The organism is Paenibacillus sp. FSL M7-1046, assembly GCF_038007405.1.
In the GTDB taxonomy this organism is placed as follows: domain Bacteria; phylum Bacillota; class Bacilli; order Paenibacillales; family Paenibacillaceae; genus Paenibacillus_AQ.
Genome location: NZ_JBBOXB010000001.1, coordinates 3,459,559 through 3,485,604 on the forward strand (window position 1 = coordinate 3,459,559; position 26,046 = coordinate 3,485,604).

At 52.4% G+C, this 26,046-nt stretch carries 15 protein-coding genes; 13 read left to right on the forward strand and 2 right to left on the reverse strand.

All coding sequences use genetic code 11. The annotated features are described in order from the left end of the window. Position 1 precedes the first annotated feature (1 nt). Entirely contained in the window at positions 2-886 is an 885-nt protein-coding gene (locus tag NYE29_RS15320) for a carbohydrate ABC transporter permease (protein WP_038596286.1), read from the reverse strand. Between the two features lie 295 nt (positions 887-1,181). On the opposite strand from NYE29_RS15320, the gene NYE29_RS15325 reads away from it, so the two are divergent. The 9 genes from NYE29_RS15325 to arfA all read left to right on the forward strand — a co-directional run bounded on the left by NYE29_RS15325 (position 1,182) and on the right by arfA (position 19,586). Beyond that, entirely contained in the window at positions 1,182-2,123 is a 942-nt protein-coding gene (locus NYE29_RS15325; RefSeq protein WP_076113213.1) for an ABC transporter permease, read from the forward strand. A gap of 85 nt (positions 2,124-2,208) precedes the next feature. After that, positions 2,209-3,756 (forward strand): extracellular solute-binding protein, encoded by a 1,548-nt coding sequence (locus tag NYE29_RS15330; protein WP_340896626.1) that lies wholly within the window; start codon positions 2,209-2,211, stop codon positions 3,754-3,756. A 102-nt stretch (positions 3,757-3,858) separates the two neighbouring features. Then, positions 3,859-5,013 (forward strand): glycoside hydrolase family 88/105 protein, encoded by a 1,155-nt coding sequence (locus tag NYE29_RS15335; protein WP_340896627.1) that lies wholly within the window; start codon positions 3,859-3,861, stop codon positions 5,011-5,013. Positions 5,014-5,023: 10 nt separating this feature from the next. Continuing rightward, complete coding sequence (locus tag NYE29_RS15340; protein WP_340896628.1) at positions 5,024-6,391, forward strand: glycoside hydrolase family 28 protein; 1,368 nt, start codon at positions 5,024-5,026, stop codon at positions 6,389-6,391. 33 nt (positions 6,392-6,424) lie between these two features. Then, complete coding sequence (locus NYE29_RS15345) at positions 6,425-8,011, forward strand: glycoside hydrolase family 43 protein (RefSeq protein WP_340896630.1); 1,587 nt, start codon at positions 6,425-6,427, stop codon at positions 8,009-8,011. A gap of 75 nt (positions 8,012-8,086) precedes the next feature. Continuing rightward, positions 8,087-15,463, forward strand: coding sequence for a pectinesterase family protein (locus tag NYE29_RS15350; protein WP_340896631.1), 7,377 nt, complete (start codon positions 8,087-8,089; stop codon positions 15,461-15,463). 266 nt (positions 15,464-15,729) lie between these two features. Further along, positions 15,730-17,556, forward strand: coding sequence for an APC family permease (locus NYE29_RS15355; RefSeq protein ID WP_340896632.1), 1,827 nt, complete (start codon positions 15,730-15,732; stop codon positions 17,554-17,556). A gap of 71 nt (positions 17,557-17,627) precedes the next feature. Beyond that, positions 17,628-17,852, forward strand: coding sequence for a DUF6199 family natural product biosynthesis protein (locus NYE29_RS15360; RefSeq protein ID WP_340896633.1), 225 nt, complete (start codon positions 17,628-17,630; stop codon positions 17,850-17,852). 216 nt (positions 17,853-18,068) lie between these two features. After that, a complete protein-coding gene (arfA, locus tag NYE29_RS15365; RefSeq protein ID WP_340896634.1) occupies positions 18,069-19,586 on the forward strand; it encodes an arabinosylfuranosidase ArfA in 1,518 nt (505 codons plus the stop codon). On the opposite strand, the gene NYE29_RS15370 is transcribed toward arfA, so the two are convergent. Next, positions 19,583-20,473, reverse strand: a complete 891-nt coding sequence (locus tag NYE29_RS15370; RefSeq protein WP_076113180.1) for a helix-turn-helix transcriptional regulator — start codon at positions 20,471-20,473, stop codon at positions 19,583-19,585. The two genes, arfA and NYE29_RS15370, sit on opposite strands and share 4 nt — an antisense overlap. Before the next feature lie 174 nt (positions 20,474-20,647). Between NYE29_RS15370 and NYE29_RS15375 the strand changes: the two genes are divergently transcribed. The 4 genes from NYE29_RS15375 (at position 20,648) to NYE29_RS15390 (ending at position 25,952) form a co-directional block, all read left to right on the forward strand. Continuing rightward, positions 20,648-22,009, forward strand: coding sequence for an ABC transporter substrate-binding protein (locus NYE29_RS15375; protein WP_340896635.1), 1,362 nt, complete (start codon positions 20,648-20,650; stop codon positions 22,007-22,009). 146 nt (positions 22,010-22,155) lie between these two features. Then, on the forward strand, positions 22,156-23,079 hold the full coding sequence (locus NYE29_RS15380; protein WP_340896636.1) for a carbohydrate ABC transporter permease: 924 nt from the start codon (positions 22,156-22,158) through the stop codon (positions 23,077-23,079). Positions 23,080-23,082: 3 nt separating this feature from the next. Then, the gene (locus tag NYE29_RS15385) at positions 23,083-23,940 is read left to right on the forward strand and encodes a carbohydrate ABC transporter permease (protein ID WP_052092302.1); all 858 of its coding nucleotides are present in this window, start codon (positions 23,083-23,085) and stop codon (positions 23,938-23,940) included. Between the two features lie 50 nt (positions 23,941-23,990). Then, on the forward strand, positions 23,991-25,952 hold the full coding sequence (locus NYE29_RS15390) for a glycoside hydrolase family 127 protein (RefSeq protein WP_340896637.1): 1,962 nt from the start codon (positions 23,991-23,993) through the stop codon (positions 25,950-25,952). Positions 25,953-26,046: the final 94 nt, after the last annotated feature.

Consider the following 26,046-nt stretch of genomic DNA (forward strand, 5'->3'; position numbering starts at 1 on the left):
ATCAGCCTTTTACCGCGCCCAGCAGTGCGCCTTTCGTGAAGTGCTTCTGCACAAACGGATAAGCAATCAGCATCGGGACGGTGGCAACAACGATAACTGCCATCTTGATTGTTTGTGGAGGAGGAATGACATCGACTGAAGTATTCTCTCCCTGCATCCCGCTGGAGACGATAACAATCTGGCGCAGCAGCACCTGAATCGGCCATTTCACAGAGTCTGTGATATATAGAAGGGCGGTAGTGTATGTGTTCCAGTAAGCCACCCCGTAGAACAGGGAGAGGGTCGCAATCGAAGGCAGCGCAAGCGGCAGCATGATTTTGAGGAATACGCCAAAATCATTGGAGCCGTCGATCTTGGCTGACTCCTCGAGACTGTCCGGAAGCGCCTGAAAGAAGTTGCGCATGATGATCAGGTTAAAGGCATTGATGGCCACGGGGAAAATCAGCGACCAGTAAGAATCAATGAGTCCGAAATATTTAACAACGAGGAAGGTAGGGATCATACCGCCGCTGAACAGCATGGAGAACACCACAACAAAATTGATGAGGTTTCTTCCATATAAATATCTGCGGGATAATCCGTAGGCCATCAGAGCTGTAAGAACCATACTTACCACCGTACCTACCAGAGTGACTCCAATGGATACGGACAGGCCTTTAAAGATCGTGGATGTTGACAGGATATAGCGGTAAGCGTCCAGGGAGAAGGTGGTCGGGAACAGAATGAATCTCTTCTCCACTACTTCCTGTGTTGAGGCAAAGGAACTGGCAAATACATTGATAAAGGGTAAAAGACAGATGAGTGAAATGAGTGACAGCAGGGTGGTGTTTACTATGGTAAACAGCCGGTTGCCCAGAGATTCTTTTTTGAATGATGATTGCGCCATACGGTTTTCCTCCTTGTAATCGTTTCAATGAAACTTTATCAGGGGCGCTGTATTCCGTATATAATCATTAGCAATGGCTTTATTTAGGTTAGAAAAACGGGTTGATAGAGGGCATGATCTTTATGTATTATAGTAATCCCATTAAGGGGTAGAAGCTAAAAAAACAGCATAACAGCGCGGTTCGAGCCTCCTTCGTAACTAATGATTATATACGTAATCAGCAAATGACCGTAATCTGGGAATCGTAAAGAAACGCGATCAAGGAGGCCGAACATTGAAAGAGGCAAATGTCACCATGGAGTTGAACGCTGCGCCGGTGAGGAGAAAGCGAACCCCGCACAGCCTGCTGAGTTTAAAAAGACACAAGCTATTGTATCTGATGATACTGCCGGGATTTTTGTATTTTGTAATTTTTAAGTACCTGCCTATGGGCGGAATGATTATCGCCTTTCAGGATTATCAGCCGTATCTGGGCATCACGGGAAGTCCTTGGGTGGGGTTCAAGCATTTCGTCCGTTTGTTTACGGAACCAACCTTCTTTATGCTGCTGCGCAATACACTCATCTTGTTTGCGCTAAATATTGTAATCTTTTTCCCGCTGCCGATTATTCTGGCGCTGATGCTGAATGAGGTCCGGAACAAAATGTTCAAGAGTGTGGTTCAGACCATCATTTATATCCCGCATTTCCTGTCATGGGTTATCATTGTCTCCATTACTTATGTATTCATGAATGTGGACGGCGGGGTACTGAATGAGATGATTGCCGCGATGGGCGGACAGAAGATTAGCTTCCTGACTTCGCCAGAGTGGCTGCGCACCGTGTATATCGGACAGATCATCTGGAAAGAGCTTGGCTGGTCGACCATTATCTATCTGGCAGCCATTACTGTAGTAGATACCCAATTATATGAGGCTGCGGAGATGGATGGTGCAGGGAGATTGCGCAAAACCTGGCATATCACGTTGCCGGCGATTCGCCCGGTAATCATCACCTTGCTGATTCTGAAAATCGGACATACGCTGGACCTTGGATTTGAGCACATGTATCTCTTAATCAACTCCCTGAACCGCGAAGCTGGCGAAATCTTCGATACTTATATATACACCGCCGGTCTCAAGAATGGCCAATTGAGCTTCAGTACTACTGTCGGCCTGTTCAAAGGCGTGGTTGGTCTCGTCCTTGTCATGCTGTCAAATAAGCTGGCTAAGAAGGTCGGAGAAGACGGCGTATATTAAGCAATACACACTGAATTCAACCTCCGCCTTCTTGGCGGGGGTGGAAGATACAGCAACACCATTATGTATAAAAGGGGTAGTGTACATGAATCGCAATTACAAGAAGCTTGCAGCTTTGATGTTGTGCAGCGGGCTTATGCTCACAGCTTGCGGGGGTAACAACAATAACGCTAATAACGGCCAGGCTGAAGCTACGAATGCAGGGGCAAATTCATCCGGAGCAGCCGAAACGACTGCCAAAGCCAAGATTAGCTGGATGAACATGCTGCATACGGCATCACCGCCAACAGACACTGTACTGAACAAAATTGAAGAATTGACGAATACGGAAATTGAATTCTCCTGGGTTCCGGATCCATCCAAAGAAGAACGCATCAATACCGCACTCGCTTCTGATTCCCTCGCGGATATGGTCACCCTGACGATCCTGGATAACTCTTCGGTCCGCAATGCCTTGAAAGCGGGTGTGTTCTGGGAAGTGAGTCCTTATCTGGATGAATTCCCGAATCTGGCGGCGATCTCCCAGGAAACCCGGACTTCGGCCTCGATCGAAGGAAAGCTATATGGCATCCCATTCCAGAAAGCGGTAGCCAGAAATGGTGTCGTTATCCGCAAGGACTGGCTGGATAAGCTGGGTCTAGCAGTGCCGAAGACTACAGACGAACTGATGGAAGTTGCGAAAGCGTTTACGGAGAAGGACCCGGACGGCAACGGCAAAAAGGATACAACCGGCTTTATGGACCGCAGCGACCTCGTCTACGGAGCGTTCAAAACATTGAGCTCTTATTTCGGAACACCAAACATCTGGGCTGTGGATGATGCGGGCAAGATGACACCGGAGTTCGATACGGAATCTTACATTAAAACCATGGATTATATGAAAGCTTTGTATGAAGGCGGCTATATCAACCAAGACTTTGCCGTAACGGCCAAAACCGACCAGCAGCAAAACTTTGCACAAGGTAGAGCCGGAATTTATGTAGGTGCTCTGTTTGACAGCAAAAACCTGATGAAAATGTCCAAGGGTATCCAGGATAACATGGAGCTGGTTATGGTCAATGACATCACCTCAACGGGCAATGAAGCGGACCGTGCGATTTGGGCGGGCGCCAACGGCATCGGCGGCTTGCTGTCCTTCCCGAAATCGGAAGTTAAGGATGAGAAAGAGCTGAAGCGTATTCTGCAATTTGTGAACGATACCATGAGCGATGAAATCTACGCCCTCATGACTTACGGTATTCAGGATGTTCATTATACGGTGGATGCCGATATGGCTGTTACTATTAAAGATGCCGATCTTTGGCAGCAGGAAGTGCAGCCGTTCGCGTCCTCCCGTGTAAAAGAAACCGGATATAAGATTCATGATTCCGATCCGCTCAAGGTTGAAGCCGAGCGGCTGATCGAAGAAAATGCCAAGTATGGGGTACTTAATCCTGCCTTTTCGCTGGAATCCGAGACCCACACAACCCAAGGCTCTGAGCTGACAAAGATTGTTACGGATGCCACCTATAAATATATTCTCGGTAAAATCGACTTGAACGGCTATAAGTCCGAGATTGAAAAGTGGAAGAAATCAGGCGGCAGCAAGATTATTACCGAATACGAAGCTGCTTACAAAGCAGTTAACCCTTAATGCAGCGAAAGCTGCCGGAACTATGAATTAAGCATAGCAAAGAGGTCCTATCCGCCGATGATGGCGGATAGGACCGTATTTTATCCAACCAAGGAGGAACACATGGCAAACACGAATAAATCTTCAGCAAACTTGAACTGGGCTGTAAAGATGGCGGATTCCATCATGGAACGGACGCCTAGATTATATGAGGACAAAGGGTATCAGGGCAAGTGGTCTTATGATTACGGTGTTATTCTGAAGGGCTTCGAACTGCTGTGGAAACAGACCGGTGAAGCGAAGTATTACCATTATATTCAGGAAAACATGGACTATTTCATCGGGGAAGACGGTTCAGTGAAGGGCTACCGGCTCGAAGAATACAATATTGATCATCTCAATAACGGAAAGCTGCTGTTCGTTCTTCACCGGGAAACAGGCCAGGAGAAATACAAAAAGGCAGCCGCATTGTTAAGAAAGCAAATCACAGCGCATCCCCGGACCTCGGAAGGTGCATTTTGGCATAAAAAAATTTATCCCTACCAAATCTGGCTTGATGGCTTGTATATGGGATCACCCTTCTATCTGGAGCATTTGCTCGCCTTCGAAGAAGGGAAAGGTCTGGATGATGTAACCCGCCAGTTCATCCTGTGCGCGCGCCATACCAAGGACGAACACACGGGACTCTTGTATCATGCCTGGGATGAACAGCGTGTTCAGCCGTGGTGCGATCCTGAAACCGGACTGTCACCGAATTTCTGGGGGCGCTCCCTGGGCTGGTATGTGATGGCGCTGGCCGATGTGCTTGAGCTGCTTCCTGCCGAACATGCCGATTACGGCACGCTGGTGAGTATTCTTCAAGATACGCTCTCCACTTTGCGCAAGTACCAGGATCAAGACAGCGGGGTATGGTATCAGGTTGTCAATGAGGGTGGACGCAAAGGCAATTATTTGGAGGCCTCCGCTTCCAGCATGATTACCTATGCGATCGCCAAGGGCCTCCGGCTTGGTCTGCTGGATAACAGCTGGCTCGAAACGCTGGACCGCGCCTATCAGGGGCTGATCGCGGAATTTGTGCTTGTGACGAACAGCGGCTGGGCTAACTTGAACAAAAACTGCCAAGTCGCCGGACTCGGCGGGGATGAGCGGAGAGACGGCAGCTACGCCTACTATATCAGTGAGCCGATCATCACCAATGATCAAAAAGGGCTTGGCGCATTCCTGCTTGCTTGCGGGGAGTACGAATTCCTGCAGCGTCCGGCCGCCGGGAAGGAATAGGTGAAGCCATATGTCATTTTATAGCATTGATGATTTTGGAGCACATAAGAACAGCACGGAGCTGTCGACGGCAGCTATTGCCGGGGCGATTCAAGCGGCGAGCGAAGCCGGGGGCGGTACTGTTTATATTCCTTCCGGCACCTATCGTACAGGCGCGGTCATTCTTAGCAGCAATATCGAACTGCGTCTAAGCCCCGGTGCTGTCCTCTCCTTCAGCTCGGACCCTGAGGATTATCCAGTAGTGGAGTCCCGCTGGGAGGGAGTGAAGCGTGGGGTTCATGCTTCCTGCATCTTCGGCATGAACTTGGTTAATGTGTCAGTGACCGGCGGCAAACTGGATGGTAACGGCGGGCCGTGGTGGGAGAAGCAGCGCAATTCCCCCGAAGAGCTGCAGTATCCCCGGCCGAAGCTGATCAGCTTCGACGGCTGCAACAGGGTTACGCTGAAAGATTTGACCTTGGTGAACTCCCCGAGCTGGACAGTCAATCCCATCCGCTGCCAGGATGTGACCATTGATAATCTGTCGATCCACAACCCGGCCGATTCACCCAACACAGATGGCATTGATCCGGAATCCTGCGTGAACGTGCGGATCAGCAACTGCCATATCGACGTGGGGGATGACTGCATCGCCATTAAGGCGGGGACAGAGGACACGAAGGAACGGATTGCTTGCGAGAATATTGCAATTACGAACTGCACCATGATTCACGGTCACGGCGGTGTAGTGCTGGGCAGTGAAATGAGTGGCGATATCCGCAATGTCGTCATCAGCAACTGTGTGTTCAAGCAGACGGACCGCGGCATCCGGCTGAAGTCCAGACGCGGGCGCGGGGGTGTGGTCGAAGACATCCGTGTCAGCAACATTGTGATGGAGGACGTAATCTGTCCGTTTATCCTGAATCTCTATTACTTCTGCGGCCCACGCGGCAAGGACAAATATGTCTGGGACAAAAATCCCTATCCGGTGACGGAGGAAACTCCAAACTTCAGACGGATTCATTTTGCCAATATTACTGCGCGGCAGGTTCATGCGGCAGCAGGTTTTCTCTACGGTTTAGCAGAGCGATATATCTCGGAAATTACCTTCTCCGATATCGATATCTCCATGGCGGAGAATGCCGTTCCGGGACGTCCGGCGATGATGTCCGGGATTCAGGAGATGAACAACCGCGGCTTCTATCTAGGCAATGTCAGGGATATCCGCTTCCGGCAGGTAACGATAGAGAATCATGAAGGGCCGGCGTTTTATATTGAGAACGGGGAAGAGGTGGAAATCAGCGGCTGCCAGTCCAGAAATACGCGCCAAGCGGAGGAACTGGTGCAGCAGGTGACAGTAGCCCCTTCACAGGAAGATCTCAGCGGTCTGGAAGAATGATATTGGAGCATGACAAACGGAAGGAGCCAGGGAATGATTTCAGAGCACACGAAGACCGGCATTATACAGAATCCAATACTAAGGGGCTTTAACCCGGATCCTTGCCTGGTACGGGCAGGAGAAATGTATTATATCGCGGTATCCTCGTTTGAATGGCTGCCTGGTGTGCGGGTATACCAGTCCGCAGATCTGGCCGAATGGGAGCATTGTACGGATATTCTGACCCATCAGGTGGATCTGAGGGGAAATCCGAAAAACTGCAGCATCTGGGCGCCGCAGCTCAGCTATCAGGATGGATTGTTTTATCTGATCTATACAGATGTGAAGAGCACGAAACGGCCGTTCAAGGACTGCCATAACTACCTGATCACCGCCCCGGACATCGAAGGACCCTGGAGTGAGCCGGTGTATCTGAACAGCAGCGGCTTTGATCCGTCGCTGTATCATGATGAGGACGGGCGGAAATGGCTGCTGAATGAACTATGGGATTACCGCATCACCGAAGGTAATAAATCCTCCGGCATCGTCATTCAGGAATACGCTCCGGAGCAGCGCCGGTTAATCGGTGAACCGGTCAAAATCTTCGACTGCACCGACCTCAAGAAGACCGAAGCGCCGCATATTTACAAGCGTAGCGGCTATTACTACCTGATTACCGCAGAGGGCGGGACCGGCTCCGGCCATGCCGTAACTGTGGCACGCTCCACTTCACTGCTTGGACCATACGAAGTAGATCCGCTCAATCCGATGCTGACCTCCCGCAATAATCCTGAGCTGCCGCTGCAATGCGCCGGTCACGGCAGTCTGGTTGAGACACCGGACGGGGAATGGTATATGGCACATTTATGCACACGTCCGCTGGAGGGTGAATATGCCATTCTCGGGCGTGAAACCGCCCTGCAGCAGGTATATTGGACCGAAGACGGCTGGCTGCGGCTGACCTCCGGGGGCAGCACGCCTCTGCTGGAGGTGCAGGCACCAAAAGGAACGAAGGTCGGGAAGCAGAACCGCGCCTTGGATTTCGAGGATGATTTCAGCGGTCCGGCGCTGAAGAAGAACTGGAATACGCTGCGGATAACGGCAGATGAAAGCTGGTGTTCTCTGGCGGAAAGACCGGGCTGGCTGCGGATCAGGGCCGGGGAATCGGTGCAAAGCCTGTTCCGGCACCATATCCTGGCCATCCGCCAGACGGACAGCAGCTTCCGCGCAGAGACAGCGCTTGAAGCCGAGCCGGTCAGCTATCTGCAGATGGCCGGTCTCCTGCTGTACCTCAATGAAGATAATTATCTGTACGCCTATATCAGCCATGAAGAAGGACGCGGTAAAGTGCTGCGGCTGATGCGCTGCGCGGCCGATGAATTTACTGCCGAGCCTGTAATTATTGATCTGAATGCAGGTGAAACTGTGCAGATTGCAGTGGAAGTGAGCGAAGTGAACGCGCAGTTCATGTATCTCGCCGGTGAAGCGGCGGCGTGGAAGCCGCTGGGCGGAGAATATAATATAAGTTTCCTGTCTGGAGGCTTCACAGGCAACTTCGTAGGTATTGCTGCGCATGATATGGGGCAGTTCGGCGGCAGCAGCGCCGATTTCTCGTATTTCCGCTATCAAGGGAAGGCATAAAGAAGGCTTCACTTTCGGAGAGTTCCGGCAACCGCCGGAGCTCTCCGCATTCTCATATAACCTAGGAGGTTTTGTATGAAGAAAAAATGGTTGGCGGAGCTGCTGATAGCCGGTCTCCTTGCGACAAGTGTTCCATTTGGCACTGCTGAGGCCGCACTTTTGGAAGCGCTTCCCGCTTTCCCTGGTGCAGAGGGCGGCGGCAAATATGTAACCGGCGGCAGGGCACAGGCTGTGTATGAGGTTACAACGTTGGCTGATTACGGGCGCAACGAAACGCCGATCCCCGGTTCTCTCCGCGATGCGGTAAGCGGGAGCAACCGGACGATCGTATTCCGAGTAGGAGGAACGATCCGTCTGAAGGAGTCGCTGAAGATCACCGGCTCCAATCTGACGATTGCCGGCCAGACCGCACCGGGCGATGGCATAACCGTAGCCGATTATACGACATCCATAGAAGCCGACAATATCATTATGCGTTATATGCGCTTTAGACTCGGAGACCGGGTCGTCAGCGAAGATGATGCCTTTGGCTCGCGGTATCACAAGAACATCATCATTGACCACAGCTCATTCAGCTGGTCGGTCGATGAAGTGGTCAGCCTGTACGACAACGAGAATACTACGGTGCAATGGTCGATCTCCGCAGAAAGCATGCTGATGACCAGCCATCATAAAGGGCGGCACGGCTACGGCGGCATCTGGGGCGGCAAAAATGCCAGCTATCATCATAACCTCATTGCCCATAGTACCAGCCGCAATCCCCGGCTGCCCACGATAACGAGGCTGGTCGATCTGACGGAAATGACGAACAATGTTATTTACAACTGGGGTTTCGCATCGACCTATGGCGGCGGAGCTGAAGGTTATTTGTACAATATCAGCAACAACTATTATAAAAATGGCCCTAATACTTACAGCAGCGTGAAAAAGCAGTTATTCGGGGAAGTAGCACCGGTTACGAAGCTGTATCTGGCAGGAAATGTGATGGACGGCAGTCCGGAGGTCACAGCGGATAACTGGCAAGGCGTTCAGAGCTACTCGGACAGTTCAAAGCTGGCGGAGCCGGCAGTGATGCCGAACCCTTATGTGGAAGAGCCGGCCAGCGATGCGTATGCGAATGTTCTGGCCGGAGCCGGAGCCACTTTGCCGAGACGGGATGCCTACGATGCGCGTGTGATGAATGATGTAAAGAACCGTACCGGGCAGCATATCAATTCTCCATTGGAAATTGGCGGGTATCCCGACTACCCGGAGACTGCCTCAAAGGTGGTTGACCAGGATCATGACGGAATGAACGACGCCTGGGAAACAGCAAGAGGCCTGTCGCCTTCCGATCCTGCAGACCGCAACGGAACGTCGCTGTCAAGTGAAGGCTACACCAATCTTGAAGTTTATCTGAATGATCTGATTGTTCAGGCCACAGCAAGCGGAGAACATACCGACAATCCTGTAACCGCTATCAGTTATCCAACCAACAATCAGATTCTGGAGGCGGGCAGTGATGTAACCTTAACGGCTTCCGCGAGCGACAAAGACGGGATAGCCAAGGTTGAATTTATCGTAAATGGTGTGAAGCAGGGAGAAGCTGCCACAGCGCCTTACCGCTTCGAATGGAAAAATGTGCAGGACGGAACTTATTATCTCGTTGTTCAGGCTACCGATAACAAAGGCCTTAAGACACAGTCGGATAATGTTGCAGTTCATGTTAATGCCTCAGGCAGTACCGGTCCATGGACACCAGCTGATATCGGAAATCCGGGCATTGCCGGACACACCTCGGTTAATGCAGAGACCGGGCAGGTCACGGTTAAATCGGCGGGGCTGGTTGGTGCCACCTCGGAGAGCGTTAAAACGGAGGATAACTTCCACTTTGCCTATCGGACCCTGGAGGGCAACGGAGAACTGATTGCCAAGATTGATTCTGTAACGGCGACAGATGATGATGCGAAAGCGGGAGTGATGATCCGCGACAGCCTGCAGCCTGATGCCAAGATGGCTATGATGGCGATTCCTTATGTGAAATATGGCAAAAAAGGAGTTCTAATTACCCGCTCCGTAACAGGGGCCAAGGTAGTTAGGACGGAACCTGATAGTTTTATCACCACCCCTTATTGGGTGAAGCTGGTCCGGCTTGGCGACGAAGTGACAGGGCTGGTCTCGCCGGATAAAGTGGCATGGAGCAAGGTGGGCACAGTGAACCTTGGGCTGAAAGAGACGGTTTATATGGGTCTTGCCGCCGATGCTGCCAAGGCGGATAACGAAGTTAACCGCTATAATATCTCCCGCTTCAGCGGTGTGGAACTAAAAACCCTTGACGATAAGTTCCCGGCAACACCCCTTGGACTTACAGCTGCGGGAGGCAGCAAGAAGGTGGAGCTGAAATGGGAGCCGGTCCCTTTTGCCAAGACCTACAGCATTAAACGAAGTGAGGTTTCGGGCGGGCCCTATACGCTGGTAAGCAAAGACAATACAGGCAACCTCTATACCGATCTTGATGTAAGTCCGGGAAAAACCTACTATTATACGGTCATTGCCGTGAACGAATTCGGTGAAAGCTTCGATTCGGACGAGGCGAGTGCCGAGCCTAAGGCTGAAGCGGGCAATATCTATTATGTGGATGAGGATTTCGAGCGGGTGGCTGCGGGCACCACGCCCGAGTATTATGAGGTATCTCCGAATCCACAGACCGATGTGCAAAAAGTGGTTGTGTCTGCCACACCATCCGGAAGCAAGGGAAACACGTCGGCACAAGTGCTGAATGTGTATGATTCCGCGAACGGCAATGTGCAGTTTATCCGCAGGTTCACGCCAATGACAGGTGCGCTGGTGATTGATACCGACTTTATGTTCGCTGCGGAATCGGGCACCTCAGTCTTCCTGCAGGCCCAGAGTGCGGATGGAAGCAAAACCGCGTTCTCCATTGAGAGCCGCAAACCGACGCTTCCGGCCGCAGCGGGCAAATACACACTGACGATGAGCAGGGGAAGCAGCCAATACCATCAGCTGATGAGCGCCTACGCGCTGAACCAGTGGTATAACCTGAAGCTGAAGGTGGATGTGCAGGGTGATGAAGTCGAGGTCTATATCGACAACCAGCTTGCAGGCTCTTTTCCGTTCACCACCACAAATTTTGCGGGATATGGTATCGGGCGGATCCTGTCCAAAACACCGGGCGGCGGGTCCGGTAATTATTATCTGGATAATCTGAAGGTTTACGTGGAGCCAGTCGCATCGCCGCTCGGGTTAACCGGTCTTCCCGGCAACGGAGCAGCGCAGCTGAAATGGCCTGCACTTGAAGGGGCGGCCTCCTATAATGTTAAACGGGCACTTACAGCCGGCGGCCCCTATGATACGGTTGCCAGTGCCATTGCAGAGACTTCCTATGTGGATAAGGAGCTCACCAATGAAACCACGTATTATTACGTTATTACTGCCGTGGCTCTATCCGGTGAATCGGGCAACTCCAATGAAATCAGCATAACTCCTTCCGCTTCGGCAGTGAAATTGCCCGCGCCGGAGCAGCTTGCGGCGGTAAGCCGGAATGCCCAGCTAGAGCTGAGCTGGAATGCGGTGAAATATGCGGAAAGCTATACCGTCAAGCAGTGGAATGCAACAGCGGACCGCTATGAACCGGTGGCGGAGGGCCTCACGGATACCGCTTACCGCATCGGCGGGTTAACCAACGGGCAAACTTACCGTTTTGTCATCTCAGCAGTCAATGTTGCCGGGGAGGGTGGGGACTCACTGCCAGTGGAAGCACAGCCGCTCCCGGCCTTGGCAACGCCTGAAGTAACCGTCCAGGCCGGTGATAGTGCCGTTAAGGTGAACTGGACGGCCGTCGGGGACGCGCAGAGCTATAGAGTAACACGGGCATTGTCGCCGGAAGGCCCATATGAATTGCTCGCTGCCGAGATCAGCGGCACCAGCTATGACGATACCGGACTGGCGAATGGTACGCCATATTATTACAAGGTGGCCGCCGCCGCAGGCACCCGCAGCGGGCTGGCATCGGATGTTGCCGGAACGGTTCCGTTCCAGAACGCCGGCCAGCCCGGTATTCCTCAAGGGGTTACAGCTGAACCTGGCAACGGGGAAGTAAAGCTGAGCTGGACTGCATCTGCAGGCAACAGCAGCTACCGGATTATCCGTTCGGAGACTGGCGGCGACTATAGGGTCGTTGCTGAAGGGATCGGTGAAGCAGCGTATACCGATACCGGACTGGCAAATGGAACCGCTTATGATTATGCGGTAATCGCCGTTGACGGCAGCGGAGGCGCGGCTAGTCTTCCGTCCATGGCAGTCAGTGCGGTTCCGGCCCCGGTCATGGTAGTTGATCAGAGCAGAGCGGGAGATTACAAGACCCTCAACGAAGCAATCCTGGCTTCACCCGATAACAGCACGCTCACGACGATCATCAAGGTGAAGAACGGAACGTATCCAGAGAAGGTGCTGGTGCCGGCAGGCAAGAAGAATCTGCGCATCATCGGCGAAAGCCGGGAAGGCACCTTGCTCGTCAACGCAGACTCGGCCAAGACGATAGGGCCGGACGGCAAAGAAATGGGCACCAGCGGCAGTTATACACTTAAAGTGGCGGCAACAGATTTCACGCTGGAGAATATGACGGTTCAGAACAGTGCTGGCCGGACTGCCGGGCAGGCTGTAGCCCTATATGCCGAAGGGGACCGGGGCGTATACCGCAACGTCAAGCTGCTTGGATATCAGGATACGCTGTTCGCAGATAAAGGAAGAGCTTATTTCGTGGACAGCCATATTGAAGGGACTGTGGATTTCATCTTCGGCAACGCCGCTGCAGTGTTCGAGAACAATGTCATTCAAAGCGCTGGCGCTGGTTATGTGACTGCTCCTTCCACAGAAGCGGGCAAACCGGGATATGTATTCCTGAATAACCGCCTGACTGCCGGTGAAGGGGTGGCCGCGGCGAGCGTGGATTTGGGCAGACCGTGGAGAGACTATGGCAGCTCCACCTTCATCAATACAGATATGGGAGCCCACATCAAGCCAAGCGGCTGGCATGAATGGTATGACGGCCGTTCCCGGACGGCACGTTTCTCCGAGTATATGAGCTATGGGGAGGGGGCCAACGCAGCCGCACGCTACAGCTGGTCCAAGCAATTAACGGCAGAAGAGGCGCAGGCCATTACCGTTCAGGCTGTGCTGGCCGGCAGCGACGGCTGGAATCCTCAGCCGCCGATGCGCCTCTTGAGCCAATCTCAAGTGCCAGGAGCGAAGGTCTCTTCCATTACTGTAAGTGGTGAAGAGGGCAGGAAGACGATCGAAACGGATAAAGGCGTTCTTCAGCTCCAGGCAGTTGTGCTTCCGGAGAATGCGGCCAACCGCAACGTGCACTGGACCGTGACGGAGCCTGACGGAATGACTTCTACCCCTAAGGCCTCCATTGATGAGAACGGGCTGCTCACGGCAAAAGCAAACGGGACCGTTCTAGTGACCGCGGCTTCGCTCGACGGCAGCCGGATCAGCGGCAGTCTGGAGGTGGTAATCAGCGGGCAGGAGGAAGTTGCATCCGGGTTGCCTTCGGCGACGCTGAACGGGCCTGTCACCGTGTCGCCCGGGCAGGAATTTGCCTACCGGGTCGGTATTGCCAATGTTACTGATTCCGTCTACAGGTCGGTATACTCCGCGGACTTTACGCTGGATTATGCTGCGGCCGGGATAGAATTTATCTCCGCCCGGAGTCTCGTTGAGGGGATTACGCTTAGTCCTGTCTCCGCAGATCATCCGGGGCAACTCAGCGTCAGTGCAGCAGCAGCTGAAGGAGTTGCTCTGACCGACGCCAGGGAATATATCGAAATCAGCTTCCGGGCCAAGGAGACGGCAGCTGAAATTTCAGTGCCGCTGAAATTCGCTGCTTTCAGCGGGTCGAATGGGATCATGAATTTCCCGATTAAGCATGAGGCGCAGGCTGTTATCCGGGTCATTCCTAAAGTTGCTACCCAAATAAACGTCACTTCTGCAGGCGACGTGAGTGTACTGCAGACCGGGCAAAAGCTGCAAATGCATGCGGCTGTCCTGCCCGTAGGCACCAACGGTACTACGGTTACGTGGTCCGTGTATAATGCCGACGGTTCCTCTACGGTCAGGGCAACCATTACGGAAACGGGTCTGGTCACTGCAATAGCTGCCGGAAAGATCACCGTGAAGGCAGATTCCGGTGAGAGTCCGGGCGTTGCGGGGACGATGAATCTGGAGATCAAGGATGGTAACCATACCCCGCAACCGGGCGGAAATCTGCCGCCTACCGTGACAACCGGCAAACAGCCGCAAATTGCAGCAGGTGTCAATGGAATTGCAGTTTCCCTGGCAGCAAATGTGAATGGAAAAGCCGCGGCAGAGCTATCCGCAATAACGATCACAAAGGCTGTGGAAGCCGTTCAGACGGATACACTCCGGATTGAAGTGCGCTCCCCTGCGGATACCACTGCCGTCCAGCTGACGCTGCCGGCGCAGGCAATGGTTCAAGCTGTCTCCGGGAGAATCCGGACGGTGGAGATAGACTTGGGACTGTCCAGCTTCCGGCTGGATGCGGAACTTATTCGGCGGGCAGCCGGATCAGCTTCCTCAAGCCTTACATTTACTGTTGCCAAATCAGGTAGTGAACAGATTACGGTTCAGGGTAACCTTGGCAATATCTATGAACTGGGCTTCTCCGTTGACGGGCAGCCGGTGAAGCAATTTGACGGCGGCCTGAAGGTATCGCTGAATTATGACCGTCCGGCTGCAGCTGCAGCCGAGAAAATAGTCATTTATCATATCCTTGATAAGGGTCAGGCGGAGGTCATCAGAAATTCCAAATACAACCTGCTGACCGGGAAAGTGGACTTCAGTCCGGCGCATTTCAGTAAATATGCTGCAGGTTATGCAGAGAGTACCTTCGGCGATATTGCCGGACTGGAATGGGCGAAGAGTAGTATTGAAGCACTTGCCGTCAGGGGAATCCTTGAGGGGACGGATACACATACTTTCGGGCCCGGCTTGAAGGTAACCCGGGCAGAGTTCCTGAAGATGCTGATGCTGGCGTTAGATTTGGACAATAGCGAAGCGGCAAGCACCTTCACCGATGCTGCACCGGAGGACTGGTATTACAGTTCCGTTGCGGCAGCCCAGCAGCTGGGCATCGTACTGGGCAGACCGGACGGAACCTTTAGTGCGGACGCACCCATCACCCGTGAGGAAATGGCGCTGCTTGCATTCCGCGCAGCCCGGCAGGCCTATCTGCCGCTTCAGGGTTCGGGCCAAACCGCTGCATACAAGGATGCATCCAACATTTCCGGATACGCAATGGCGGCAGTTCAAGCCATGAGCGGAGCGGGAATCATTCAAGGCGTAGGCAATAACAGCTATGCGCCTAAAGCACAGGCTTCCCGGGCGCAGGCGGCAGTTATTGTACAGCATTTGTTCCTGTTAAGACCGTAATTTCTTAAGCAATCCGTTGTCATCCGCCAGTCAGCCTGAACCGCAGCTCATAACGAGCAGCCGGTTCAGGCTGATTGTTTTTGGGTGTCCAGAGATAGTCATAATTAAATCTATTGCGCAATCCGTCGCTGAAATGTATATTTATGGGATGAATTGTACCGATCAAGATATACTTTAAGCAATAAGGTAATTTATGCTCCGGTCGGACTCAGATTATTATTTACTTCCAAGGGTAATATAACATTAAAAAAGTGCGGGTGAGGCTGATGATGTCTTCGGTAAAAAGATTGTTAATTGGACGTCCGCTTAAGTCGGATCAACTGGGCGAACAAAAATTGAACAAAACCAAAGCGCTGGCTATTTTATCTTCGGATGCTTTATCCTCTGTCGCTTATGGTCCTGAACAAATCCTGCTGGTTCTGATCACCATTAGTGCAGCAGCCTTCTGGTATTCCATCCCGATTGCCATCGGGGTTTTGGTGCTGCTGACGGCTCTGATTTTATCTTACCGGCAAATTATTTATGCTTATCCTCACGGCGGCGGAGCCTACGTCGTTTCCAAGGAAAACCTTGGGAAGTATCCCGGCCTGATCGCCGGCGGCTCGCTATTGGTCGACTATATATTGACGGTTGCGGTGAGTGTATCCGCCGGTACTGACGCGATTACTTCAGCTTTTCCAAGCTTGCATCCGTATAATGTAATTATTGCCGTTGTATTTGTCCTGCTGATTACGACGCTGAATTTGCGGGGGGTTACAGAATCGGCCTCCTTCCTTGCTTATCCGGTCTATTTATTTGTTCTTGCATTGTTTATTATGATCGGACTTGGTCTGTTCAACGTTTTAACAGGTCGAGTGCCTGCTGAACTGCATACCCCCATCGGTACACCGGTAGCCGGGATCAGCCTGTTTCTGCTCCTGAGGGCTTTTTCCTCCGGGAGCTCGGCGCTGACGGGAGTGGAGGCCATTTCCAATGCCATTCCTAACTTCAAGGCTCCGGCACCGAACAATGCGGCTAAAACCTTGGCGGCGATGGGGATCTTACTTGCGGTCCTGTTTTCCGGAATTGTGCTCTTGGCTTATTATTACGGGATCATCCCTAGTGAAGAGGTTACGGTGGTCTCGCAAATTGCCGAGCAGGTCTTTGGCCGGAACTTTATGTATTTCTTTGTGCAAGGCACAACGGCCTTGATTCTGGTTCTGGCGGCCAATACCGGATATTCGGCTTTTCCGCTGCTTGCGGTCAATCTGGCCAAGGATAAATTCATTCCAAGAATGTTCACGGTCCGCGGCGACCGGCTGGGGTATTCCAACGGGATTGTCAGTCTTGGCGTATTGTCCATTATTCTGATTATTGCTTTTGAAGGCCGGACTGAACATTTGATTCCGCTGTATGCGGTGGGCGTATTTATTCCCTTTACCCTCTCACAGACCGGAATGATGATCAAATGGATCCGCCAGAAGCCGGAAGGCTGGATCCCTAAGCTGATTATCAACACAACCGGGGCAATCATCAGCTTTGTCGTCACGATGATGTTTTTCATGACCAAATTTACGCAGGTGTGGCCAGTGCTGATCTTTTTGCCGCTGATTATCCTGCTCTTTTACCGAATCCATAAGCACTATGAAGCGGTGGCTGATCAGTTGCGGATTACGACCTGCGAACCGCCTCTGGCGATTGAGGGGAATATTATCATCCTTCCGGTTGCCGGCATTACGCATGTGGTGGAGAATTCGCTGCGTTATGCCAAGTCACTGTCCGCCGAACAGATTATTGCCGTCCACGTTCCTTTCGAGCGGGAGGATGATGCGATCTTCGAAGAGAAGTGGAAGAAGTTCCATCCCGAAGTGAGGCTGGTGACGCTGTATTCGCCTTACCGCAGCATCATTCATCCGCTGACCAAATTTATCGACACCGTGCAGCGCAAGGCGAGTGAATCGAATTACCAGGTGACCGTGATTGTACCGCAGTTTATTCCGAAGAAGGGCTGGCACAACATCCTGCATAATCAGTCCAGCCTGCTGATCCGCGCACATCTGCTTTACCGCAGGAACGTTATCATAACTACAGTGCCTTATCATTTGAAAAAATAGCATTCCGAAAAAAGGGATTTAAAGAAACAAATTCCGGGTATGCCCGTATAATTTTAAAAGGGGCTGATCATATGATTACCGGAATTGTCATCATGATCCTCGGACTCTCCACTGTAGCGTTCGGGATATATATCCGCAAGAATCCGGCCAGTGGATGGCGGATGAATGTGGGATGGAAAGTGAAAGGGGATTCCGATCCCAGCGACTCCTATCTGGAATCGGTTAAATTTTCCGGAACAATTGCCATAAGTGCGGGTGCGCTTTTTACGATATTAGGAATCTTACCGTTGCTGTAAATACAGTAAACCTTGATTGGCGAAATGCCTTTCAAGGTTTTTTTGTCGTTGTAGGGTCTGCTGCCTGTCTCTTATTTATCCTGCATAGAGGTTGAGAATTTATAAAAACAGATTCAATATCCTTGTATTAATAGCAGTGGAAGTGCAAGTAAAATAGAAAAGGAGGCGCTTACTTCATAAGTTGAAAATATTGAAATAGGGGAGGAGATCTACAAGATGGAAATTCAGCAAAAAGCCAAAATGACTATTGATAAAGCATATATTCTAGCCGAAGCCGATCCCCGGCTGTACAGCTCATTTATCGAGCATTTAGGGAGGGCTGTATATAGGGGAATCTATGAGCCGGGACATCCGCAGGCTGACGAAAGAGGATTCCGCCAGGATGTGGCCGGTCTGATCCGGGAAATTGGTGTGCCGCTGATCCGTTATCCCGGGGGTAATTTTGTATCCGGTTACAATTGGGAGGACGGTGTCGGTCCTGCTGCTTCGCGTCCGCGGAGGCTGGATCTGGCCTGGAGGACAGTGGAGACCAATGAAGTGGGGACCAATGAATTTATCCGCTGGGCAAAAGAATTAAATGCCGAGGTGATGATGGCCGTCAACCTCGGAACCAGAGGGGTCGACGCCGCCCGCAACCTGCTGGAATACTGTAATCATCCTTCCGGCAGCTATTATAGCGATCTGCGGATTTCACATGGCTATCAGCAGCCCCACGGCATTAAGACCTGGTGCCTCGGCAATGAAATGGACGGCCCGTGGCAGATCGGGCAGAAGACGGCAGAGGAATACGGACGGCTTGCCGCCGAGACAGCCAAAGCGATGCGGCTGGTCGATCCTTCGATTGAACTTGTGGCTTGCGGAAGTTCGTTCCGGTCCATGCCCACCTATGCGCAGTGGGAAGCTGCTGTACTGGATCATACCTATGAGCAGGTAGATTATCTGTCACTGCATACCTATTACGGCAATGCGGAGAATGATACAGCGAACTATCTGGCCAAATCACTGGATATGGACTTGTTCATCAAGGAAATTGTCGCTGTGTGCGACTACATCAAGGCGAAGAAGCGCAGCAGGAAGACGTTGAACCTTTCTTTCGATGAATGGAATGTATGGTTTCATACTCTGGAAACCGACAAGGAAATCACACCGTGGCAGGTGGCTCCGGCACAGCTTGAAGACTGCTACACTTTCGAGGATGCACTGATGGTCGGCAGCATGCTGATTACGCTGCTAAATCATGCTGACCGCGTTAAGATTGCCTGTCTGGCCCAGTTGGTTAACGCCATCGCGCCGATCATGACCGAAACCGGGGGCGCAGCCTGGAGGCAGAGTATATTCTATCCCTACATGCACACTTCCCTGTATGGCAGGGGGACCGTATTGCGCCCAGTGATCATTTCCCCGCTGTACGACAGCAAGGATTACACTGATGTGCCGCTGCTTGACTCCGCCGTGGTGTGGAATGAGGCAGAGGGAGAGCTGGTGATCTTCGCTATGAACAAAAGTCTGCAGGAGAGTCTGCTGCTGGAATGTGATATGCGCGGATTCTTGAATTACCAAGTGGAAGAGCATCTCGTGCTTGAGCATGACAATGTGAAAGCGGTCAATACCGTATCTGATCCGTACGCCGTGGCACCGCACAGCCGGGGGGAATCGTCGGTGTCGGAAGGCAGGCTGACAGCAGTCTTGTCGAGGCTGTCGTGGAATGTCATCCGGCTGCGTCAAACCGATTAGCGCTCCCGGATGAACTTTCTGCGGAAGCCGGATGGAGAGAGCCCCTCTTTCTTGGAGAAGCAGGAGGAATAGTGGGAGACATGGTGAAATCCGACCTCTTCGGCGATGCGGGCAACAGACCAGGAAGTTTGCAGCAGCAGACGCTTGGACTGCTCCAGACGATAGTTCTGCAGATAAGCCATCGGGGTCATTCCATAGACCTTCAGCATGCTTTTGGCCAAGTAGTTGGGATGATAATTCAGTTCCTTCTGCAGCATGGAATTAGTGATGCCGGATGTGTAATTGTGGCGGATGAACAGTTCGATTTTCTCCGCGAGCTGAATGGCGGTCGCATCGGAGGGAGAGGCCAGATCGCGGTCCAGATGCTGCAGGAACAGCTGGAAGGAAGCCTGCCGCTTCCAGTTGCGCATGGACTGCGGCTCATGCTCCTGCTCAAAGAACATGTCCAGCACCTCCATCGCTTTTCCGGTGATCTTCATCGTCTTGGGAATAAAGATGGAACAGACATCGGCATGATTCAGGTAGGCCTTCTGCTTGTGGCTTTCGATCAGCTCTGCCTGATTGTCCAGACATTCATCCATGCTGAGGCATTCCTTCCAGCTGCCGAAGGTCTGGAAATGAATCCAGATAATCTTGGTGTCACCGGTACAGGGAGCGGAGCCGTAATGATAGCCGTCCGGCCGGAGAATAAGAATTTCTCCTTCCCGCAGTTCCCAGGTTGTGTCGTCTTCGCCAATAGGAAGAATCCCTTTCAGAACGACGATCAGGTCGAATACGCCGATACAGTTGCGGTTGATGTGAACATCTCCGGCGGTGTAGGTGGCATGTCCGCAGTCCACGAAGTAAGGAATGGGCGGCGAGATGAAATGAAGAATGGGTGAATTCATATAAAATTCCTCCAAGCAGGTTGAAATGGTGAAAAATGAGGTTGAATTCGTTTGTTTTTTTTCATAATACAACATGTATTATTAATAATAAAGCGCTTACTTGAAGGTTGGAATTGTATAACAGGCTTATCCCCTTAACTGGGCTAAGTATAAATCATTCAAGGAGGAAGTTGAATGAAAAAAGCATTTTTATGCACGACGGTATTATTGTTGATTCTGGTCATGGGGCTCAGCGGCTGCGGCGGGGGGAACGGAAATAAAGAGACATCTCCGTCCAATCAACCGGCGCAGGACAACAGTAACAGCAAGAAGAGCGAGGGCAGTCAGAAAGAAAACACCGGAGAGGAAGCACAAAAGGTGGTGTTCTGGACCTTTGTCGATGCGCACCAGAAATTCTATGAGAGCATGGCGGCAAGCTGGAATGAGAGCCATCCGGACAAGGCAATTGAGCTGGAGGCAACGACCATTCCTTATGACGACATGCATACCAAGCTGCTGGTAGCGCTGCAATCAGGTGTAGGTGCACCGGATCTGGTGGATATCGAGCAGAGCAAATTCCCGAACTTTATGAAAGGCACACCACAGCTTGTATCTCTGAACGATATTGTGGAGCCGGAGCTTGGCAACATTGTGAAATCCAGAGTCGAGATTTACAGCAAGGATAATACGTATTATGGCATTGATTATCATGTAGGTGCGACCGTCATGTATTACAACAAGGAAATGCTTGATAAGGCGGGAGTGAACCCGGATGACATCAAGACCTGGGCCGAGTTCGAGACGGCAGGCAAGCAGGTATTGGAGAAAACCGGCAAACCGATGATCACCTTCGAAGGCAACGGCAACTGGTCCTGGTGGCCTGCCATCAGCCAGCAGGGTTCCGATCAGGTGGACGCTGACGGCAATGTTACTGTGGACACACCAGTCAATGTGAAGACGATGGAATTCTTCCAGAAGATGGTGAAGGAAGGCGTGGCGGCGGTTGCGCCGGGAGCAGGCCATGATACGGAGGAATACTTCGGCTATATGGATTCGGGCAGCGCGGCGTCGGTCTTTATGCCTTTCTGGTTCATGAACCGCTTCACAGACCATATCCCTGATCTGAAAGGCAAAATCATCATCCGGCCGATGCCGGCCTGGGAGGAAGGCGGCAACCGTTCGGCAGGTATGGGCGGAACGGCCACTTCCATTACCAATCAGGCCAAAAATCCGGATCTGATCAAGGAATTCCTGGCTTACGCCAAACTGTCCAAGGAAGGCAATCTTCAGGTCTGGAAGCAGCTCGGATTCGATCCGATCCGTACAGATGTATGGAGTGATCCGGCCATGAAGGAATCCAATAAGTTCACCGATTATTTCGGCACGGATATCTTTGATACGCTGCTCAGCGTCAAGGATGAAATTGCTCCGGTCCATATCCGCGAGAAGTCGCCGGAGGTGTTCGATGCGGTCCGCAACAAGGCGATGCCGGAAATCTTCATCAATATGAAGGACCCGGCACAGGTGCTGAAGGATGTGCAGTCCAGCCTGAAATAACGGGGAGGCTGATGAAGGGAAGTCCTGGCTGTGACAGGACAGCAGGGAGTGTGCCCCTGCTGCGGCAACAGGCTTGCCGGGACTTCCGCTTCAGCCCGCCCGTCTTTATATTCCGCTACATTTTGAATTAGAGTGGAGGCATCGTTATGCAGATACAAGGAGAGCTCGGCCATAACGTCAAGCGAGGTTACCGACTGGGCAATTCGCAAAAAATAGCACCCTATGTGTTTGTGCTGCCGTTTCTATTGTCCTTTGCTGTCTTTTTTGCCTATCCTCTGATCAATGCCGGGGTGATGAGCTTTCAGGAGGTTCTCCCGGGGGAGGTATCCTTTGTCGGGCTGGAGAACTACCGCGGCCTGTGGAATGAGGATTTCGGTGCAGCACTCTACAACAGCAGCCGTTATACGATCTGGACGCTGCTGTTGCTGATTCCCGTACCGATGGTGCTCGCCGTATTGCTGAATTCCAAGAAAATGCTGTTCAGCAATTTTTTCAGATCCACTCTGTTCATCCCGGCGCTTACTTCTGTAGTTGTGGCTGGTGTAATCTTCCGGCTTATCTTCGGCGAACTGGACGGCGCATTGATGAATACCGTGCTGCATGCCTTTGGAATCCCCAGCCAGCGCTGGCTGTACAGCTCCAGCCTGGGGATGTTTGCGCTTCTGGTGCTTGCGGGCTGGCGCTGGATCGGGATTAATATTTTGTATTTCCTGTCCGCACTGCAGAGCATTCCCGGAGAATTGTATGAAGCGGCCGAGATTGACGGCGCGGGTACGATGCGCAAATTCATCCGGATCACTGTTCCTTTGCTGAAGCCGATTACGATTTATGTTGTGACGATCACCATCTACGGCGGCTATTCCATGTTCACGGAGAGCTATATGCTGTGGGCAGGCAAACCGTCTCCACAGAATATTGGCTTAACCATTGTCGGCTATATTTATCAGCAGGGCTTTCAATATTTCAATCTCGGTTTCGGTTCGGCCATTGGCATTACCCTCCTGGCCATTACGCTGCTGGTGAGTCTGGTGCAATTAACGCTGACCGGCATGTTCAGGAAGGAGGATTAATTCATGCGGACTCCATCCAAATTTAAGCTTACCCCCTCCTCTCTGCTGCTGGTGATCCTGTTTGTCATCCTGGCTGCACTAATGCTGTTTCCATTATATGCGTTGTTTCTGGCTTCGCTGAAGCCGGCGACCGAACTTTTCCGCTATGGTCTGAATGTCCGGCTGGACTTTGATCTGATGAGCTTTACCAACTACAAAAGCATTTTTTCGGGGGAAGGAGCCGCCGCCAATTATTTTGGGTGGTACAAGAACAGTCTGCTCATCAGCGTGCTGTTTACGCTGCTGAGCCTGTTGCTCTCTTCGATGGTCGGTTATGGCCTCGGAATGTACCGCTTCAAGGGGCGCAATCTGATTTTCACCCTGGTGCTTGTCGTGATGATGATCCCGGTGGAGATTATTCTGCTGCCGCTCTATAAATTAACGATTTCCCTGAAGCTGATCAATACCATTTGGGGCGTCATTCTGCCGTTTGTTGTCGCGCCGCTGCCGATTTTCTTCTTCCGCCAGTTTGCGCTGGGGCTTCCGAAGGATTTCATGGATGCGGGGAGAATCGACGGATGCTCGGAATACGGGATTTTCTTCAAAATCATGGTGCCGCTGATGGCCCCCGCCTTTGGAGCGATTACCATCCTGCAGGCCATGAACAGCTGGAATAATTTCCTGTGGCCGCTGATTGTGCTCCGCACGACAGAGCAATTTACCTTGCCGATCGGACTGGCCTCCTTCGTCTCCCCGCTTGGGAACAATTATGAAGCTCTGATCGCGGGCGCAGTGCTGGCCATTCTGCCGATTCTGCTGGTGTTCCTGTTCTTCCAGCGCTACTTCATGGAGGGGCTGACCGTCGGCGGAGTCAAAGGATAAGGCGCTATAGGCGGGAATGCCCCGCAGAAAAAGAGAGGAGAGCTCCATCAATGAATCAAACAGAGAGTGCCGCTAACCGCAACATCCAAATCAACGATCCTTTCTGGTCTGAATATATCCGGCTCGTGCGTGAGGTGATGGTTCCTTATCAGTGGGAAGCGCTCAATGACCGCATCGAAGGCGCGGAGCCGAGCCATGCGATCCGCAATTTCAAAATCGCCGCCGGGAGGGAGGAAGGCGAGTTCTACGGCATGGTTTTTCAGGATAGTGATGTGGCCAAATGGCTGGAGGCAGCAGCGTACCTGCTGGAGACGAAACGTGATCCGGCGCTGGAAGAGATTGCGGACGGGGTCATTGAGCTGATAGCCGAGGCTCAGCGGGGTGACGGCTACATCAATACGTATTTCATGCTCAAGGAGCCGGGCAGGGAGTGGAGCGATCTTGCGGAATGCCATGAGCTATACTGTGCAGGACATTTGATCGAAGCCGCGACGGCCTATTTCCGGGCTACGGGCAAAAGAAAGCTGCTGGACGCCGTCAGCCGGTTTGCCGATTATATTGACACGATATTCGGGACGGATCCGGGCAAGCTCCAGGGCTATGACGGGCACCAGGAGATTGAACTGGCGCTGGTAAAGCTGCACCAGGCTACGGGAAATGAGAAATATCTGCGGATGAGCAGCTACTTCCTCGGGCAGCGCGGCCGTAAGCCGCACTACTTTGAGGAGGAGTGGGAGAAGCGTGGAAGAACCCTGCATTTCCCGCAGCTCTCAATGGTGCATGACCACTCCTACAGCCAGTCCCATCTGCCGGTAAGGGAGCAGGACACAGCGGAAGGCCATGCCGTACGGCTGGTGTACATGTGCACCGCTATGGCCGATATCGCTGCCGCCACGCAGGATGCAGGCATGCTTGAGGCCTGCCGGAAGCTGTGGGACAACATCGTCAGCAAGCGGATGTACATCACAGGCGGCATAGGCTCCATGGAGCAAGGGGAGTCTTTCACCGCCGATTATGACCTGCCTGGGGATCTGGCTTATGCTGAGACATGCGCTTCGGTCGGGCTGATCTTTTTTGCCCGCCGCATGCTGCAGCTGCACCGCAGCAGCAGATATGCTGATGTGATCGAGCGTGCCCTCTACAATACGGTTATCAGCGGCATGTCCCTGGACGGGACCCGGTTTTTCTATGTGAATCCGCTGGAGGTCTATCCCGAGGTGCTTGGCCGGAATAAAAACTACAATCATGTCAAAGCCGAACGCCAAGGATGGTTCAGCTGTGCCTGCTGCCCGCCGAATGTTGCCCGCCTGCTTGCTTCGCTCGGTGAATATATCTACTCGGTGCAGGGAGACACCGTCTACACCGAGCTCTATATCGGCGGCCGGGTGGAGACCGTTGTAGCCGGGCAGCCGGTTGTGATCGAGCAGCACTCCCATTATGCCTCGGAGGGGCGGGTGTGCTTTGAAGTGACGGCGGAGCAGCCCGTTACCTTCACACTGGCTCTGCGTCTGCCGGATTGGTGTGACGCCGTGGAGGTTGCGGCTGGAGGAACGTCCCGGATAATTACATCCGGTGACGACGATGGCTATATCCGCTTGACCCGCGAATGGCAGTCCGGCGATAAGGTGGAACTGGCCTTTGCCATGCCGGTCAAACGGATGAAAGGACATCCGCTGATCCGCCAGACCTTCTCGAAGATCGCACTGCAGCGCGGGCCGTTCGTGTACTGCCTCGAGGAAGCCGACAATGGCAAAAGGCTGTATCAGCTCCGTCTGCCCGAGGAGAGTGAATTTACACTTTCGGAGGAAAGCGGATTCCCGGAAGGAGTGAAGATCCTTGCGGCTGACGGTACGCGCCTGACTATGGCAGGAAGCTGGGACCGCGAGCTGTACCGCAGTGACTCTTCCTGGACGAGAGAGCAGGTCCGGCTGACCTTCATTCCGTATTTCGCCTGGGCCAACCGGGACGTCGGGGAGATGTCCGTTTGGGTTGGAGAAGAAGCAAAGAAATAAATGCGTATAACAACGATAATTAATGATGTTTATGAATCTGGAATCTGCTCCGGGATGCGGCTGTGCCTGATTCCGCCTTTCCCGGAGAGGAGGT

What these genes read in the sequence shown, in the direction of transcription:
- NYE29_RS15380 (WP_340896636.1), top strand. Translation starts at nt 22,156, where the DNA reads ATGCAGATACAAGGAGAGCTCGGCCATAACGTCAAGCGAGGTTACCGA.
- NYE29_RS15340 (WP_340896628.1), top strand. Translation starts at nt 5,024, where the DNA reads ATGTCATTTTATAGCATTGATGATTTTGGAGCACATAAGAACAGCACG.
- NYE29_RS15385 (WP_052092302.1), top strand. Translation starts at nt 23,083, where the DNA reads ATGCGGACTCCATCCAAATTTAAGCTTACCCCCTCCTCTCTGCTGCTG.
- arfA (WP_340896634.1), top strand. Translation starts at nt 18,069, where the DNA reads ATGGAAATTCAGCAAAAAGCCAAAATGACTATTGATAAAGCATATATT.
- NYE29_RS15320 (WP_038596286.1), bottom strand. Translation starts at nt 886, where the DNA reads ATGGCGCAATCATCATTCAAAAAAGAATCTCTGGGCAACCGGCTGTTT.
- NYE29_RS15370 (WP_076113180.1), bottom strand. Translation starts at nt 20,473, where the DNA reads ATGAATTCACCCATTCTTCATTTCATCTCGCCGCCCATTCCTTACTTC.
- NYE29_RS15345 (WP_340896630.1), top strand. Translation starts at nt 6,425, where the DNA reads ATGATTTCAGAGCACACGAAGACCGGCATTATACAGAATCCAATACTA.
- NYE29_RS15325 (WP_076113213.1), top strand. Translation starts at nt 1,182, where the DNA reads ATGGAGTTGAACGCTGCGCCGGTGAGGAGAAAGCGAACCCCGCACAGC.
- NYE29_RS15335 (WP_340896627.1), top strand. Translation starts at nt 3,859, where the DNA reads ATGGCAAACACGAATAAATCTTCAGCAAACTTGAACTGGGCTGTAAAG.
- NYE29_RS15390 (WP_340896637.1), top strand. Translation starts at nt 23,991, where the DNA reads ATGAATCAAACAGAGAGTGCCGCTAACCGCAACATCCAAATCAACGAT.
- NYE29_RS15360 (WP_340896633.1), top strand. Translation starts at nt 17,628, where the DNA reads ATGATTACCGGAATTGTCATCATGATCCTCGGACTCTCCACTGTAGCG.
- NYE29_RS15330 (WP_340896626.1), top strand. Translation starts at nt 2,209, where the DNA reads ATGAATCGCAATTACAAGAAGCTTGCAGCTTTGATGTTGTGCAGCGGG.
- NYE29_RS15375 (WP_340896635.1), top strand. Translation starts at nt 20,648, where the DNA reads ATGAAAAAAGCATTTTTATGCACGACGGTATTATTGTTGATTCTGGTC.
- NYE29_RS15355 (WP_340896632.1), top strand. Translation starts at nt 15,730, where the DNA reads ATGATGTCTTCGGTAAAAAGATTGTTAATTGGACGTCCGCTTAAGTCG.
- NYE29_RS15350 (WP_340896631.1), top strand. Translation starts at nt 8,087, where the DNA reads ATGAAGAAAAAATGGTTGGCGGAGCTGCTGATAGCCGGTCTCCTTGCG.